Annotated in this window: 13 protein-coding genes; 8 read left to right on the plus strand and 5 right to left on the minus strand. The window is 48.7% G+C overall.

Annotated features, from left to right (window positions below; genetic code table 11):
• The first annotated feature begins 20 nt into the window (after nt 1-20).
• The 8 genes from DER72_RS06220 to DER72_RS06255 are packed head-to-tail and all read left to right on the plus strand — an operon-like array spanning nt 21 to nt 9,908.
• Nucleotides 21-839, plus strand: coding sequence for a TnsA endonuclease N-terminal domain-containing protein (locus tag DER72_RS06220; RefSeq protein WP_219983232.1), 819 nt, complete (start codon nt 21-23; stop codon nt 837-839).
• Nucleotides 823-2,898, plus strand: a complete 2,076-nt coding sequence (locus DER72_RS06225; RefSeq protein ID WP_110069136.1) for a DDE-type integrase/transposase/recombinase — start codon at nt 823-825, stop codon at nt 2,896-2,898. The genes DER72_RS06220 and DER72_RS06225 overlap by 17 nt, the downstream gene beginning before the upstream one ends.
• Nucleotides 2,895-4,550, plus strand: a complete 1,656-nt coding sequence (locus DER72_RS06230) for an AAA family ATPase (RefSeq protein ID WP_110069137.1) — start codon at nt 2,895-2,897, stop codon at nt 4,548-4,550. The genes DER72_RS06225 and DER72_RS06230 overlap by 4 nt, the downstream gene beginning before the upstream one ends.
• Nucleotides 4,550-6,097, plus strand: a complete 1,548-nt coding sequence (locus DER72_RS06235; protein ID WP_110069138.1) for a TnsD family Tn7-like transposition protein — start codon at nt 4,550-4,552, stop codon at nt 6,095-6,097. The genes DER72_RS06230 and DER72_RS06235 overlap by 1 nt, the downstream gene beginning before the upstream one ends.
• Entirely contained in the window at nt 6,072-6,581 is a 510-nt protein-coding gene (locus tag DER72_RS06240) for a hypothetical protein (protein ID WP_219983233.1), read from the plus strand. The genes DER72_RS06235 and DER72_RS06240 overlap by 26 nt, the downstream gene beginning before the upstream one ends.
• Nucleotides 6,582-6,612: 31 nt before the next feature.
• A complete protein-coding gene (gene istA / locus DER72_RS06245) occupies nt 6,613-7,869 on the plus strand; it encodes an IS21 family transposase (protein WP_110069139.1) in 1,257 nt (418 codons plus the stop codon).
• Nucleotides 7,869-8,666 carry an IS21-like element helper ATPase IstB gene (istB, locus tag DER72_RS06250; protein ID WP_110069140.1) on the plus strand — a complete coding sequence of 266 codons (798 nt, stop codon included), beginning with the start codon at nt 7,869-7,871 and terminating at the stop codon, nt 8,664-8,666. The genes istA and istB overlap by 1 nt, the downstream gene beginning before the upstream one ends.
• Before the next feature lie 39 nt (nt 8,667-8,705).
• On the plus strand, nt 8,706-9,908 hold the full coding sequence (locus tag DER72_RS06255) for a Tn7-like element transposition protein TnsE (RefSeq protein WP_258306223.1): 1,203 nt from the start codon (nt 8,706-8,708) through the stop codon (nt 9,906-9,908).
• Between the two features lie 168 nt (nt 9,909-10,076).
• On the opposite strand, the gene DER72_RS06260 is transcribed toward DER72_RS06255, so the two are convergent.
• The 5 genes from DER72_RS06260 to DER72_RS06280 form a co-directional block, all read right to left on the minus strand.
• On the minus strand, nt 10,077-11,213 hold the full coding sequence (locus tag DER72_RS06260) for a GGDEF domain-containing protein (RefSeq protein WP_110069141.1): 1,137 nt from the start codon (nt 11,211-11,213) through the stop codon (nt 10,077-10,079).
• Between the two features lie 227 nt (nt 11,214-11,440).
• The gene (locus DER72_RS06265; protein WP_110069142.1) at nt 11,441-11,917 is read right to left on the minus strand and encodes a small multi-drug export protein; all 477 of its coding nucleotides are present in this window, start codon (nt 11,915-11,917) and stop codon (nt 11,441-11,443) included.
• Nucleotides 11,918-14,959, minus strand: a complete 3,042-nt coding sequence (locus DER72_RS06270) for an efflux RND transporter permease subunit (RefSeq protein WP_110069143.1) — start codon at nt 14,957-14,959, stop codon at nt 11,918-11,920.
• Nucleotides 14,959-16,089 (minus strand): efflux RND transporter periplasmic adaptor subunit, encoded by a 1,131-nt coding sequence (locus DER72_RS06275; protein ID WP_110069144.1) that lies wholly within the window; start codon nt 16,087-16,089, stop codon nt 14,959-14,961. The genes DER72_RS06270 and DER72_RS06275 overlap by 1 nt, the downstream gene beginning before the upstream one ends.
• A 34-nt stretch (nt 16,090-16,123) precedes the next feature.
• Nucleotides 16,124-16,714, minus strand: coding sequence for a TetR/AcrR family transcriptional regulator (locus tag DER72_RS06280; RefSeq protein ID WP_110069145.1), 591 nt, complete (start codon nt 16,712-16,714; stop codon nt 16,124-16,126).
• Nucleotides 16,715-16,954: the final 240 nt, after the last annotated feature.

A 16,954-nucleotide genomic window follows, 5' to 3' on the forward strand; every position in this document is an offset into this window, starting at 1 on the left:
CAATGTCGGAGGTACGGAGCTTGACCAGCTTATCCCTTGACTCTCGTTCACTTAAATGGGTTAAACAAGGTCGCGGAAAGGGGTCAGGAAAAGACTACCAACCCTGGTTGACCGTCAGAGACCTGCCTTCTGCTGGACGATCTCACCGCATCTGGGGATTCCAGACTCAACGAACCCACCATCTGTTGTCAGACCTAGAGCTGGCGGCGTTCTTTCTGTTTGATTGGAATCCATCTGTCACTGATATCCGGGAGCAATACCCTCTCCGATTAGAGGATACCATTGAGCTTGCAGCGCAAGCGCGTATCCGTCATCCCGAAGTACGAGGACAAATTCAAGTCATGTCCACGGATTTTCTAGTGGACACTAATAAGCCTGAGCTTCCCAGAATGGCTATTCAGGTAAAAACCTCTTCAGATCTTTCTAATTCTAGAACCATCGAAAAACTGGAGCTTGAACGGCGTTATTGGGCGTTAAAGGAAGTTCCATGGTATTTGCTGACAGAAAAACAAATTCCCAAGACCGTCACCAAAAATATTGCCTGGCTGTATCCAGCGCAATTGGTTCTGGATGGGATCGAAGATACTCTGAATATGGCTTCCCTTTACTTGGGCTTCTTTATTAATCATCCGACTTTACTGATTTCTCAAGTTTCGATGATGCTCGATCAAGCCTATTCACTCTCTCCAGGCGAGTCCCTGCAAAAGATACGTTCGCTGTTAGCCTTGAGGGTTTTCTTATTCGATATCAGAAAGCCTTGGTCAACGCTGGCTGTAGGGGAATTACAAGCATCTTCAGACATTGATTCATTGAGGAATTATTATGTTGCGAATCAATGATGTTGTGGCATTCGAAGAGGCTCGGTATCGAATTCTTGATGTCTCAGACATTCGATATACATGGATTAATGTTGATTCCGACAAAGCTTTCCCTGAACGGGTTTCCCTGGCAGAAGTGGAAGACTTCATTCTTTCTGAGACGTTAAAAAAAATTGATGACCCCTATTCCCATCTTGCCGCTCAGCTCCCGGAACACGGCTCAGTAGCACAGCAAATTCGGGACAAGCGTATGGCCGTTATTGAGCCTTTAATACACCAACCGGATATCTATTATCGCAGTGGTCGAGGCGCACTGGTTCAGCAGGTTGTGAATGAATCTGGAACAGCTAAAAAAACACTATATGCTTATCTTCGCCAATATTGGCAGCGAGGTTGCATACCGAACGCGCTTTTGCCGGACTACGATAAATCAGGCGGGCGAGGAAAAAAACGCACAGCTTCAGGAAAAAAATTAGGGCGTCCGAGAAGTATAGCACCGGGTACCGGCGCCATTGTAGATACTGGCGTTGAACGCATGTTTCGCATTGTGCTTGATCGCCACTATCTGACGGAGAAGAATCATTCTCTACCCTATGCTCATCGACGCTTCGAGGACATGTTTGAAACGGCTCATCCCGATGTACCGAAAGAGAACTTCCCGACAGTTGCTCAACTACGTTATTTCTACGAGCGGGAATATGTCCGGCCTGAACGTATCCGGCTGAGAGCCAATAAAATTGAATATCAAAAGGACATCAGACCGTTACAAGGAACAGCCACAACTGGGGTTCACGGTCCTGGTGCACGGTACGAGATCGACGCGACTATTGCCGATATCTATCTGCTTTCCGCTGACAGACAAAAGATTATTGGCCGACCAACTTTGTACGTGGTTGTCGATGTCTATAGCAGATTGATTGCTGGTTTCTATGTGGGATTTGAAAACCCCTCCTATGTGACGGCTATGTTGGCACTGGTCAACGCCATGATCGATAAATCTCAGATATGTCAGTCTTTCGGTTATGACATCGAGCCAGAGGATTGGCCGTCGATTGGACTGCCGGACGCCATTTTGGCTGATCGCGGTGAGTTGCTGGGCCATCAAATTGAATATCTGGAGCAGGCCTTTGGTGTTCGGATTGAAAATACACCACCTTATCGTGGGGATGCGAAGGGTATCGTTGAGCGGCATTTTCGCACTATTCAAGCAGACTTCAAGCCGTTTGCACCAGGAGTGGTTGCTGGAACCACCATCAAAAAGCGCGGCGGGAAAGATTATCGGTTGGATGCAACACTTACATTGGACGAATTCACTAAAATAATTATCGGCTCTATCCTGCATCGCAACCAGAGTTCGGTATTGGTCAAGTATGACCGCGATCCGGATATGCCGGATACACTCGCACCTGTACCAATTAATATCTGGCAATGGGGTATTCAAAATCGTAGCGGACGGCTACGTAACACATCGGAGTCGGCGCTGAAGCTGGCATTGTTGCCTCGTCAAAAAGTAACGCTTTCCGATTACGGTATTCAATGCTTCGGTGCCTTTTATACCTGTAGGGAGCTGCTGGCGTCTGGCTGGCTCCATAGAACCGGGCAACAGCGACCTGGCCCCTTTATGGCGGCGTATGACCCCGCGGTAACCGACATCATTTATGTCTTCCCAGATGCAACAAAATCAGATTATTGGGAGTGCTCGCTAACAGACCGCTCAAGGGAATTTAGGGGCCGGTCGATGTGGGAGTTATGGGACAGCCAGCAGCAACAACGAAAATCAACAGCAGCAGCTAAATTGAAAGAGAGGGAAAGCAAAAGATCGCTGGAAAATGTGATTCAGGAAACCATCCAAAACGCGGAAAAGCTACGTCCTTCCTACTTTGGTGAATCAAAAACAGAAACTTTGGTTGGCATCAATCAAAACCGACGGGAAGCCCGTGAGCAGGAACGCCAGAAACGTCGAGCGGATAACAAGGCTACTGAGCCGAAACCCAAAGCAGATGTCAGGTATTTGACTGATCAGCCCGAAGATGGGGCTTTCCCAGATTTTCTGGATGACCTGTTTGGAGATGATGAATGACGCTACCCAAAGGCATGGTGCAGGCAATTTATAATGATACCGGGATAAGTCAGTACCAAGGAAACCCGCTCATTGAAGCTTTGCCGCCGATTCTGGACCGGCGTCAGCTAAAGGACGGGTTATCGGGTCAAATTACGTTTCGCCCAACCGACGTCTATCTTGATGGCCAGACCCGTATTCATGTCATATCTCAATTACTTGATAATTTTTTCCAGCCGCTATCCCGTCACATTGAACTGGAGTCAAAATTATCAGTCATGCTTCGACAAGGGTATGTTGGCAGAAATCTGGCGACAGGCGAACTGAATGCCCACATCCAGAATGGTTATGAGCGTGTCATGCAGGGGGATTTGGCTGTTTTCCGGTTCGAGCATGTGGAATCCACCGCTAAGAGTCTGGCTTTCATCGGTTGTTCTGGTTCAGGCAAGACAAGCTCATTGAACCGTATTCTGGCAACCTATCCCCAGTTGATATATCACGAAGCCTACAACTTCACACAGATCGTTTTCCTTAAAATTGACTGCCCGCATGACGGTTCGTTGAAAAGCCTGTGTCATAACTTCTTTCGGGAAATTGACGCGGTACTCGCCACGAATTACGTACGTCGCTACGTGGAAAAACGACATAGCGTAGAAACCTTGATTGCGGTAATGGCACACATTGCCAACACCCACGCAATTGGACTGTTAGTGATTGATGAAATCCAGCATCTGAGTGTTAAGAATTCAGGTGGTGCCGAGCGCATGCTCAATTTCTTTGTCACACTGGTTAATGAAATTTCGGTCCCGGTTGTCATGGTGGGGACACCAAAGGCCAGATCTGTCTTTGAACTGGATCTGCGGTCCGCTCGTCGTGGTGCAGGTTTTGGTTCAATACTATGGGAGCCTTTAAGCAAACCATCAGGCGAGCAGGAGGTATCCCGTACCGAGTGGGGAGCCTTCACTGGCCGTTTGTGGAAGTATCAATGGCTGACTAAAGCATCCCCTGAAGTGACCGATGAGATTAGATATACTTGGTACGAGCTTTCACAAGGCATTATGGATGTCGTCATCAAGTTGTTTGTTTTGTCACAGATCCGGGCTGTTGTCACCGGCATTGAGCGCATTACCCCCGCCTTGATGCGAAAGGTCTACCAGGATGAGCTAAAACCTATCCACCCCATGATTGATGCGTTACGGTCGGGTGATGTGACAAAAATTGCGCGTTACTCAGATCTGACTATCCCCGACGTGGATAGAAAAATACTGGAACTGAGCCACCTGCTGCGTTCCAACCAGGAAAGCATTGATACCGTAGTCAAGTATGGGGGTAATGAACAAGCTGTTCGTTTGCATAATATGCTGGTTGATATGGGGTATGCCTCTGAGCTGCTTGAACCTCTGATCAACAGAGCTTTTGAGGATCATCCAGGCCTTGTGATGAAGGATCTTATGCCGCTGATCCTCTCTTGGTATCAGAGTGCAGAGATAGAAAAGCCAGCGTCATCCACCCCCAAACTTAAGGCGATGAAGAAAGCTGACTGGCATACCCTGGATTCAGAAGACTTGCGCTTTCTATTCTCTCAGTCCGCCAATGAGGAAATCTTCCAGGAATCACTTGGCTGCAACGGCTTGCTTTTTGATGCCCAAGACTGGGTTAATTCCTTTGGGTGATGGCCGTGTTGAATTTTCCTATACCTTACACAGAGGAGTTGATGTATAGCGCCGTGGCAAGAGCGGGTGTCCGGCAAGGGCTGACCAGCCCAAAGCAACTGTTGGATGAGGTCTTCGAATCTCGCAGTATTATCGCAACGATAGACTTACCTAACCATATTGCAACGCTCTCTCGCTGGCTTCCAGAGGAGTTCACACCCGAAAAATTGATCTACAGCCATACTTTATTTCCGCTTTACGCACCTTTTGTTCCAGAGGCTCGACGGCTTCAGTGCATGAATTGGTTGTACCAGGGTTCTCAGGGTGCCGCTCATCTGGCATTAGGAGTTTCCGCCTCTCGCATTAAATCCCCGCGTTTTGTCAGGTACTGCCCCGGTTGCATAGCCGCTCAACGTGAACAATTTTGTGAGTATTTTTGGCGACGAGAATGGCAGGTTGCCGGGGTGGAATCGTGCCCCGAACACGGTGTGTTGATGGATACGCGGATTGCTCGCCCCCTGATTGAACGTCATCGCTTTATCGCTGCTGCACCTGAACACTGTCATGAGACTAAACAGCAAAAGGGAATGGGAGTATCTGATTGGATAACCACTCAGGTGCGATGGTTGTTAGTTCGGCCGGCGCAAGCGTCCCCCAGTTTTGAGCAATGGACAGAGTATTATCGCAGCCTTGCTTATCGACTGGGTTTTTATCGGGGAAAAGCCCAAATTGACCACTCAGTGATAAAAAATAAGGTATTAAAGGTGTGGCCTGCCGCTTGGTTAATCCGAAACCGTCTGATGCCTCCCAGTTCCGATATTGATGACTCAGACTGGCTGAAAGCAATCTTCCGCAAGCATCGAAAAAGTTTCAATTATCTTCAGCATATTGTTGTTCATCAGGCATTGCTGGATAACCACTGGCAGATAGACGATGTGCTTGATGAAGTTAGCCGGAAACCAACACGTAAAACGCCACAACAAGTTAAGGTTGTGATGCAACAGTCGAGCAGTCAAACGCCAGATCAGGAAGCTTGGCTCGAATTGTTGTCATCTCGTCAACCCCTTCAAGCCAGAAAAAAATCACCGGATTTGTATGCCAGGCTCTATCGGAATCATCGCGACTGGCTGTTGGACGTTAACCATCGTTATGCACAAGACAAGGCAAACCATAACGTACCACGTATTGATTGGGACAAACGGGATCGGGAATATCTGCAAGCACTTCGACAACTGGCTACGTTTTTGAATGCAAATATACAAGGGCCCAGGCGCTCAAGAACCTACTACCTTAAGTTGCTTGGCAATCTCTCAACCCTTGAGAAAAACCTCCATCAAATGCCATGTACATCGGCATTTTTGGTGGCTAATTCGGAAAGCGTTCCCCAGTACCAGATCCGACGCTTGCAAAATGCCTATGACGATTTACGGGTTCTCTTTGAGTCGCCGCCAAGGTGGCGATTGTTGCGAAACGCCGGATTGAGTGAAGAACGAATGATGGAGCCTGCCAGGCAGTATTTGGAAAATTTAGTGGATACGGAACATGAAGTTCAAAGGTATAGAAAATAACAGTGTTATCCGGGAGATTGGCTCTTTATTTCGCCGCCATGATGGCCCTGATTGGCACATTAATGTCAAACTGGCACCAGGCCAAAAGAAACAATATTTTGGTGTCTCTCAAATTCCGGTCTTAGCAAGACGCAGGGTGGTCAATGCAAGCGAACAACCACGCCCTGCCGGATTCCAGTCCCGTATTGTGATAGAAAATACTCGTCATTGGCGTACTGAACCTATCGAAGCCTGTCCAATTCCGGTGGTAAATCGGCAGGATGATGGACAGCAATGGTGCTTTAATTTTGAATTTGGTGGAACGCAGTATTATCTTCCTCAGCTCGAATTAGCGCGAGTGCTGTTCTTCCACCACGCCTATATAACGCGTTTAGCTTTGATCCCCTGTCAGGCGACACGTAAAACTGACCCCCAGGCGACACGGAAAATTGACCCCTCCGTGAGCTCACCAGGAGGGTCCGCCCATGAAGAAATCCGGATATAACGTTCCCCACACTCAGGTACGAGGGGAACCGATGCAGAGCCCAGAGGATGTCGCCGCCATGCTGCGCCTGAAGGCCTGTGGTTGGGGAACGAAGCGCATCGCCGATGAACTCGGTGTCAGCAGGAACACCGTCAAGCGCTACCTGCGTCAGGGCGGCTGGGCACCCTACGCGAGCCCGCAGCGCAGCAAGTCGCTGGAAGGGCTGGAGGAATGGCTGAAGGCCCGCTTCCTGCAACACGCCGGCAACGCTGCCGTGGTCTTGCAGGATCTGCAGCTCGAGCACGGTCTCACGGTCAGCCTGCGCACGGTGGAGCGCGCCTGCGCGCCCTTCCGCCAGGCACTGGCTGCCGAAGCCAAGGCCACGGTGAGGTTCGAGACGCCGCCCGGCAAGCAGCTGCAGATCGACTTCGGCAGCCGCCACATCACCATCGATGGGGAGTCGGTCAAGGTCTTCCTGTTTGTCGCCACCCTGGGCTACTCCCGCCGCCTCTACGTCCGTGCCTTCCGGCACGAGCGGCAGTCGGCGTGGTTCGCCGGCCTGGAGGGCGCCTTCCGCCACTTTGGCGGGGTGCCAGAGCAGGTACTGCTGGATAACGCCCGGGCGCTGGTCGACCACCACAACGCGGCGACCCGCGAAGTCGTGTTCAACGAGCGGCTGGCGGCCTTTGCGCGCTACTGGGGGTTCCGGCCGGTGGCCTGTGCGCCGTACCGCGCCCGCACCAAGGGCAAGGACGAGCGTGGCGTTGGCTACGTGAAGCGTAACGCCATCGCCGGCCGGACCTTCGCCACCTGGGCGGCGCTGGAGGCCCACCTGAGTTGGTGGATGCGCGAGATCGCCGACCAGCGGGTGCATGGCACCACCGGCGAGCTGCCGGCGGTGCGCTTCATCGCCGAACAGGCCAGCCTGCAACCGCTCAACGATCGGGCGCCCTTCGAGCAGGCCCGGGAGCTGAACCGGCGGGTCCAGCGCGACGCCACCGTGGAGGTCGACACCAACCGCTACAGCGTGCCCTGGCGCCTGGTCGGTGAGCCTGTCCAGGTCAGCGTGACCGACGGCGAACTGCGGGTGCATCACGCCGGCCGTGAGGTGGCCCGCCACCCGGAGCTGGGCGGGCGCCGCCAGGTGCGCTGCCTGCCGGAGCATCTGCAGGGCATCGTCGGCTACCGATCACCCAAGGCGGACACCGAGGAGGTCGTGGCGTCCAGCGAGGTCGTGACCACCTTGCCGCCGGCCGCGCTGCAGCGCGACCTGACCGAGTACGAAGCCGTGGTGGGAGGTGGCTGGTGATGACGACGCCGGAGACTGAGCGCCTGGACGCCATGCTGACGCGTCTCAAGCTGACCGCCATCCGCGAGCGGCTCGACACGCTGCTCGACGAAGCCGCACGCCGGGAGTTGACCCTGCGCGAGACGCTGGCCTACCTGTGCGAGCAGGAGGTGGCCCATAAGGAGCAGCGGCGCATCCAGATGGGGCTGAGCATCGCCCGCTTCCCGTTCCTGCGCACTCTGGAAGGGTTCGACTTCAGCGCCCAGCCTGCCGTCGATCCCGGTCAGATCCGTGAGCTGGCCTGCGGGCGCTGGATCGCCAACGGCGACGCCCTGCTGCTGCTCGGCCCGCCGGGCGTGGGCAAAAGCCATCTCGCCGTGGCACTGGGCCGGGAGGCGGTCAAGGCTGGCTACTCCGTGCTGTTCACCACCGCCACGGCACTGATCACCCAACTGGTCCAGGCCCATGCCAATGGCGCCCTGGAGGAGCGGCTGAGGCACTTCGCCAAGCCCAAGCTATTGATCATCGACGAATTGGGTTACCTACCGCTGGAGCCGGGTGCGGCCAACCTGTTCTTCCAACTGGTTACCCGGCGCTACGAACGCGGCAGCCTGTTGGTCACCAGCAACCGGGCGGTCAGCGAGTGGGGCGAGGTGTTCGGTGATGCCGTGGTGGCCACCGCCATCCTCGACCGACTGCTGCATCACAGTCACGTCATCACCATCCGCGGTGACAGTTACCGACTGCGCGCCAAGCGCAAGGCCGGGCTGATCAAGCCCGATTCCATCCACCATGACGAGCAGGTCGTCAGAGGGTAAGGGGGTCAGATTTCACTGTCGCCAGGGGGTCACTTTCTGATGTCGCTTGACATCCCCAACGGACTCTCTCAGGAGTTTGATGTCCAGCGCTTAGATAAGTTGAGCAAGGCGCTCGTCAATATTCTGCCAACCTGCACTCTGCCGCTGTACGTCAGAGGTGACTATGCATTAAGACGGTTGTTAGCCTGGATATTGCTGGATGAGGAAGCTAAGCTGTCTTTTGAAAGTGTTGCCCGCTACCAACTTCAAAACGGTTATGACACAGACAAGTACCGTCTGTGGCGTTTTCAATTTGAACCACCACCGCTCGCAGGTGTTGAGCTGACACTTCGTGGTCATTACGATCAGGAACGAAAAGCGTTTTTTGTGTATGAGATTTATGGTGTTTCTAATCTAACCTGTGATTGTCCCGCCTATGTCGATTTTGTCGATCCCCGATTCGCTGAGAGGCGAGCAGGCCAGGGGTATGCTGTTCGGCCCGGCCCGCAATCCGGCCCGGAATTGGAAATTGATGACGAACAAGAGCCAGATACTGATCAAACAGAAATCCGGATTGAAACGCCAGCCGTCGCATTTGAGTTTGCTAATCCCATTCGGACAACTCGCATAGGTAAGGGAAAAGGACAGACTGGCTGTTTGGGCCAGGAGGGCGACTCGTCAGACTCTCCAGAAAATACTGGCTTTGAAGTAAGTACGGATGAGGCCAGTACTCACGGTACATTACCTTCAGCAGATTATGATGGCATGGAAGACAAGAGCGACGACGCACATCTCTATGCGGATAAATTTGAAGCCTTTAACGCTATGGTGCTGCAATTGGTTGGCATGTCGGGTTACCGCCACATCCACAGGGAAATCCGAAAGCTCCCCACTATTGATGGTTACTCCAAACACTTGCTTGTAGATGGTAACCCACGTTGTCTGGCTTTTCATCGAATTGAAAAGGATGGTCAAGAGTACGCATTGATAGAAGTGGATACTTCCGATAATAAGAACAGACTATCGACACTCCTGTTGAAGCCGCATGTCCAATTTGATTGGGAACGCACTCTTCGAGAGTTGGAAATCAGGTTATTAAAAAAATCACTGGCATGGCCTACAACGCTAATCAAAAAGCTCTTTAGTGATAGATATAAGCGTGTGCCTCATCCAAAATCATCATCTGAAAATAAAGGATTCCTTGAAAATGAGTCAATTAAACATTGGGCTGAGCGAGTTTATAAGGAGATTAGATTATCGTAACATGTAACATAACTGTTTTAACAATATAGCAATTGAGAAGCTTATTATCCTGGACTATGATAGCTACTCAAGGCAAAGCTCTTTACTTGAGCTGAGCGAAATCCCATCCGTTGCTCTGTTTGGCTTGGCATTTAATTGAATAAAAAAGGAAATTTTTTAAAACACATTTTATTGCGACAATACAGTTTGATTCCGCCCTTTTCTCTTTGCCTCATAAAGTGCGTTATCTGCTTTCTTGATAAACATCTCCATAACAATTTCAGTTGTATACCTACTGCTTCTACTTTCTGGCAAGGATGATACCCCCAAGCTGATAGTCCACTTTACAATTTCTCCGGCATCACCAGTCACAGATATATCCTCGACGTGCTTTCGAATCCGCTCTGCAAGATTTTTCGCATCAGTTATGTTGGTGTCCGGTAAAATAACGGCGAATTCTTCTCCACCAAGCCTGGCAACTAGGTCAATTTCTCTTGATTGGTTTACGCATAAGTCCGCGAGCGCACAAATAACGCGATCTCCTGTAGGATGGCCGAAAGTATCATTGATGCGTTTAAAATGGTCTATATCAAGTAAGATAAGGGCGCAATCACTGCTTGAGCGAGCACTTCGGCTTGCTTCTGATTTAAGTTTGCTATCAAAGTAACGCCGGTTTGCAACACCTGTTAATGGATCTGTCTGAGAGGATTTCTCTAAGGCGAGTTGAAGGTTGTAACGATGATAATAACTCCATGAAAAAACGAGCATAATAAATAATGCTGAAACGCTCGATTGCACTGAGATCTGAAAATAAACGTTTTGTATCAACTCATCCAGTACGCCATGGTTTTCGGATAGAACAACAAAGGAAAATGCAACAGTAAGAAAAAAAATCTGAATGTAGATAGAAAAGCCGATGAGAACAAAAAAGATAAAAAAGGGATAGAGTGCAACATTACTCACTGTTGTCACTAAGTCTTCGCCAGTGTTCTCTATTATTTTTATGCCGAGATACGCAGAAAAAACCAGCGTTATTAAAATTGTTGCCGTAGCTAATTTCAAACTGCTTGATTTTAAAATAATCCAGGCAGGTATCATTAATAGAAGAAAGTGAAGTCTCAGCTGAAATAACTCGCTCTTTATTTCAGGATGCGATTTGTAGTCAAAAATACCCTCTGCAAGCCCAAGAGGAATGAGTATCAATAAAATCGCAGCTGTATATAACCGATGATCGTTAAATTTTTTGTTTAAATAATCACTACTAAGTTCAAGCTTACTCAACTGAATTATGGCGGTCAAAGCACTCTCATTTTTATGAAACATCATTTATATCCATACTTCAGTGAAGAGTTTGTTCGTGATATGTGTGTTCGTTTCGATTTAACAGCTTGTACTAGCCTAAGTTAATAGTGTAGCTGAGATAGTTGAGATAGGTATGGGGATGAGCCTGAATTTGGCGTGGAGTGAAGTTACCGATTAAGAGTATTGGTAACTTGTAAGTAATGGTAACCAGCCTTGTGGCTGGCTACCGGAAAAGCTTCTGTTTTGTGCCATCACATAAAGGGAAGCTGTTTTTCTTCTCCTATCTGAGTGATCCCCAATGACGCCAAAAATCCAAATAGTAACGAACAGACCAGCAGTGATAAGGTAAACCAAAACATAACAACCTTTCTACTAGCCCCCATGGCAATTGCGAATGCCCCAGCGGCATGGATACCAATCAAAAATGGCCCCAGAAAAGCTAGGCCTGGAACACCAAATTTTTCCATAATTACATGTTTACGATCCATTATGTCGGGGGCAGCTTGCTCAGTTTCGGGTTTATTTCGCCAGCGCTGCATAAATAACTTAACTTTTTCACTGGCATAAATTATGGGTAACAGCGAAAGCAAATTTCCGAAAAAGCCTGCAAGTGCAGCGGGAAACCATGGTAACCCAGCAATAACACCCAATGGGACGGCAATCCAAACTTCGAGCACCGGAATCGCCGCCCCCACAAAGACACTGATATAGAGTAATAAATCATTCATTTAGATCGCCCTTGCTGCTTTTTTTGTGAAGAACAAAACATATAAGCTTGGCACAACGATAAAGGATGCAATGGTGCCTGAAATGAGGCCACCCATTATCACAACGTTAAACGAGCGCCATAGCGGATCATTGGCGATAAGCAAAGGAAGCAGCCCTAAAATAGTGGTTATTTGTGTCAACATAATAGGGCGAAACCGTTGCATTAAAGCCGATTTGAGTGATTCAAGCTCAGATTTTCCTGCGTCTTTCTCGATATCAATTTGTTCGATAATTAGCATAGCATTCGACACAATAATGCCTATTAGGGCGAATATCGCTAAATTCGCCATAAAATCGAAAGGCAGCCTGAAAATGATCAGTGCTAAAAGTAACCCAATGGCACAGAAGGGGATACTTAGTACGATGATCGCCACCTTACGAAACGAGTTGTACTTGTGGATGAACAAAATGATCATCATTAGTACACAAAGTGGTAGGAAAGCAAAAATAGCTTCTGCGGTGACCTCGCTCTCTTCAATCTCTCCACCAAACTCGATTTGCACTTTGTCAGTATTGCGAACTTGCTCCAACGTTTCTGCGATGTTGGAAACCAACTCTTTAGAGGTCATCGCCGGATTAAGCGCTGTCACTGTCAGGGTTGGCCGTAAGTTTCTCTTTTTCACAATCGACGGATGAAACTCTGTATCAACGCGAGCAATTTCTGATAAATAAACGGTTTTATCAGAAGATTGTGAGAAAATCTGAATATTATTTAATTGCGACAGTGTCGCGTTATCTGTTGGCATTGCCAGCATAATAGGCAGCAAGAACTCTCCTTCCCGAAGCTCAGATGCACTCTCTCCGAGAGTATTTTTCCTAAGAGCGGAAAAAATGTCTTCTCGTGTGACTCCGGCATAGCTTGCTGCGGCTTGGTCTACATTTACCACTAAGCTGGGGATAGGTTGTTCCCAGTCCTGTTTGATGTTAATCGTCCCATGTACGTTGCTAAGCGCCTCTTGAATCGTTGCAGCAGCCTGTAATAAATCACTATGGTTGTTGCCGATGATTCTAATGGCTGCTTCGCCTGGAGGCGTGGAGCCCATGAAAAACGGGTTGATCCCGAGCTTGGCATAGGGGAAAACGGGGGGCATCTCAGCCCTAAGTTGGCTTACAAAGGCCGCAACATTGGTTTCTTTACTAAGATTGACAACAAAGTAAGCGGTATGCGGAGCCGGATCTGGCGGATTCAGGCCCAGGATAAAGCGTGGTCCTCCTTCACTAACATACGCAGTAGCGCCTGTAATCTGCGGAAAACGTTGTTCCTCTGCAAGCCATCGCGTCATTTCTTGTGCGACTTCAGCTGTGCGGTTTGCAGGCGTGCCCGCTGGGAGCTCAAGGGATATTTGCATTTGTGAGCGCTCAGACGGTGGAAAGAATGCCTCTGGAATAGTCGCAGATAAAAATAACGATAGGATCAGGCTTGCTGTCGCACCTGCTAAAAATGCTTTTGGCCAGCTGATGACTTTGTCCCAAAAGCGAGACATGATCAACATTAAGCGCGAGAGCTTACTTTGCTCAGATGTTTTTTTCCCTTTCCTGATAGACCACTGCGCCAAAATCGGCACCAGCATAATGGCAACAAACCAGGAAATGATCAGCATTACGCCAATGACGATGGTTAGCGTCTGCATATAAATCGCAGTGATATTATCGGTGAACATAGGTGGGGCGAATGCCAGGATAACCGTTAGGCTAGCAATCAGCATTGGCGTACCCAGTGTCTTTCCGGCGTGTAAGGCTGCTGATTTCCCAGACTCACCTTGATTAATACGTTTTGAGATATCCTCAACAATCACCATCGGGTTATCAACCAAGATCCCAAGTGCAATGATAAACGAGGCGATACTAACCTCATTAAGCTCAACACCAAGCACACGTAAAACGACTAACGTCATAATGCCTGTAATGGGGACAGCAAGTCCCACCAGTGAACCCGCACGTATTCCTAGCGCAATGACTGTTACGGCTGTAACCACCAAAATGGTTTGTAACAGCGTTGATATCATTGATGATATCACTCGGCTTACGACTTCACCCTGGTCGGTAATGATTTTCAATTGAAAGCCAGCGGGTAAATCGTATTCCCACTGCGCTATTTGTGTGCGAAGGCGATCATTGAAATCGACCATGTTAACGCCTGGTGTCATATAACCTGCAACAACAATAGCCTGCCCCCCATTTAGATAGGCGGCGGTATTAAGCGGTTGTGCCGCTGACCTTATTACATCAGCTAGCGTGTCAAGTGGTAACTGGCTGCCGTCTTGCAGCACAATAGGGATCGCTTTAATATCCTCGATAGAGTTATAGCCGCCTCTGACATAAATACGACTCTCCTGGTCGCTAAAATTCACTCTGGCAATATCATCAAGCGAATTGTTTTTATGCAATTGCAGGTAGATATCATTTGGCTTGATCGAAAATTTGGACGCAGCAAAAGGCTTTAGATTGATAGTCACTTGCTCCTCGGTGACACCATGCAAGGTGACTTTATCCATACCAGGGATATCGTAAAGAAAATCCCGCAGCTCACTGGCTTTATTTCTAAGTTGCTCAAACGTGTGATTGGGGGCACTAATTGCAACAGTCATCACGGCAACGGCGTCATAACTATCGTTAACAAAAGGCCCAGACACACCATCGGGAAGTGAGTTTTGCACATCCTGCATTTTCGCTCTGACTCTGAGCCATGATTGCGCGTAGTCTGGTGTTCCGTCCTTAATTTCCAAAGAGATATGGATCTCTCCGGCACGAATAGACGTCGTGATATTTTTAGTTTCTTCCAGTTCACGCAAAGCACGTTCAACCGGGCGCGCCAATAGCGATTCCGTTTGATAAATATCTAAGCCAGGGTGATAGGCGGTAATCACAGTGACATTTATCGGTAGTGTGGGCTCTTCCTGAGATGGGTAACTCGGGTATAACGCCAACCCTATGCTCGTAAGCATAAAAAACAGAAAGAGCACTAAACGGCTGTTAGCAAGTGAGAAGCCTGTAATGGACATTAACGCGTCTCCCCTAAAACACGAACCTGTTGCCCGTCACTGATAAAGGCCGCTCCGGCTGCTACGTATCTCTCTCCGAGTTTCAACTCAGCATTAATAATGTAGCCTGTAGGTTGAATATCGATAATTTGTACAGGTTTTTTACTAACGGTATTGGACTCACCGTTAAAAGAGTATAAGAAAGCACTGTTACTTGTTGCTTCAACATAAACTGCGCCGTGAGGAACCAAGAGAACGTTTTCGCTATTCTTCAGTCGATAGTTCACTGCGACCACGATACCTGGCGGTAAAAAATTGCCCTCTGGCACTTGTATACGCAGTTTAACCGGCAAGCTTAAACCATTACTTGCTCGCTCTGCGATGTGGGACACCTCAGCCTCAAAAGACTTCCCTTGATGACTAATACTGATAACCTGTTCATTTGTAGAACGTAGAGCATTTGCCAAAGATACAGGGATTGATGATTCAACAATAAGTTGGGCTGAACTGTCGAAAGTAAAAATGACCTGATTCTGAGCGACCTCTTCAAAGGGTTCAACTTGCCTGGTAGAGACAACACCATCATAAGGGGCTTTTATTACTGCTTGAGAGAGTTCTCTTTCTGTGAGTCTGACTCTACTTTGTGCTTCACGGACAGAGGCTTGAGCGGTTAAAAAAAGCGTTCTAGCAGCGTCTAGATCTTGCTGTGAAACTGCATTATTTGATTTGAGGCGATTAAGCCGTTCATAGTTTGCTTGGTGCTCTTCAAGCGCGATTTGCGCTTTTGAGGCTTCAGAACGGGCGTTATCGACCGCGAGTTGATAAGGCTCAAGATCCAGTGTCGCCATGATATCGCCCGCTTTTAACCGGCTACCAATATCTACCAGCACCTTTTGCACTTTGCCAGGAACGCCAAATGAGAGCTGCGCTCTGCTCTCTGTTTGTGTTATTCCAGAAAAGCGAGATTCTTGGTAATGCGCGTTTGCACCTACTTCATTGAGCGTAACCACTCGAATGTTCTGCTCAGTGGGCTCAGGTATACTTTCACTGCTGCATCCCTGGAATAGGACAAGCAGGCTAACCAATGCATACTTGCTGAATTTCTTTAATAATATAACTGATCGTTCGAGTATATAAAGTGGCGAACTCATATCAAACCCTCTTGAGGTATGGCTTAAATATTAATTACTTTTTTGGTGTAAGAAGGGTCTGAACAAGCTGACGTAAAAGCTCCCGCGAATACTCGATATCCGCAGTCGCTATCTGGCAGGACAAACCATCAATGTAAGCAAAGATATAGTGGGTTATCTGCTCGGGTGTGAGCAAATAACTTGCCTCATCTTTATCCTGTAATTTCTTAATCATGGCACAACAGGTGTCAAAGAGCTCTTGACCTGAATCCTGTACCGCTTTCTTAATTTCTGGGTTTCTGGATGACTCTGCGAGGATCTCCAGATACATAATAGTTCCTGTTTTATCGCCTGTGAGATAGGCCTCTTGCTCCAAAGCATCCATAAAATCACTAGCGCTTTCAATTCTTCTCAAGGCATCGAGATCTCTAGAAGAATAGCGTTTGGCAATTTCCAGAATGAGTTCATTTTTTGAGGAAAAGTATTGATAGAGGCTTGCCTGGCTGACTTTTGCAACACGAGAAATCTCCGCCATGCCAGCGCCATGAAAGCCTTTTTTAACAAAGCATTGCACAGCACCATCAAGAATAGCCTCGATTTTAGCCTCTCGAGCTGCATAATTCACTGGACGACCTAAATTAGACATAAAAGCACCACTTACTTTAGTGAGTGATCAATCATATAAGTTGGAGTGATTTGTGTCAACTGATATCGAGTGACTTAGAAGTGGATTTTTCTGGATCTTCGTCGTTGGGTGTGGAATTTGCCCCCTGAGCTGGGCCAGGATATGGCCTCCACGACGACAGGAGGCATGGCATGGACGGCACCCAGATTCTGACCCTCGGCCTGGGCCTGGAAGCGCCCTGGATCCTCAAGGACCAGCACC

Origin of the sequence: Halomonas sp. A11-A, assembly GCF_003182195.1 — a bacterium.
GTDB classification, from domain to species: domain Bacteria; phylum Pseudomonadota; class Gammaproteobacteria; order Pseudomonadales; family Halomonadaceae; genus Halomonas; species Halomonas alkalicola.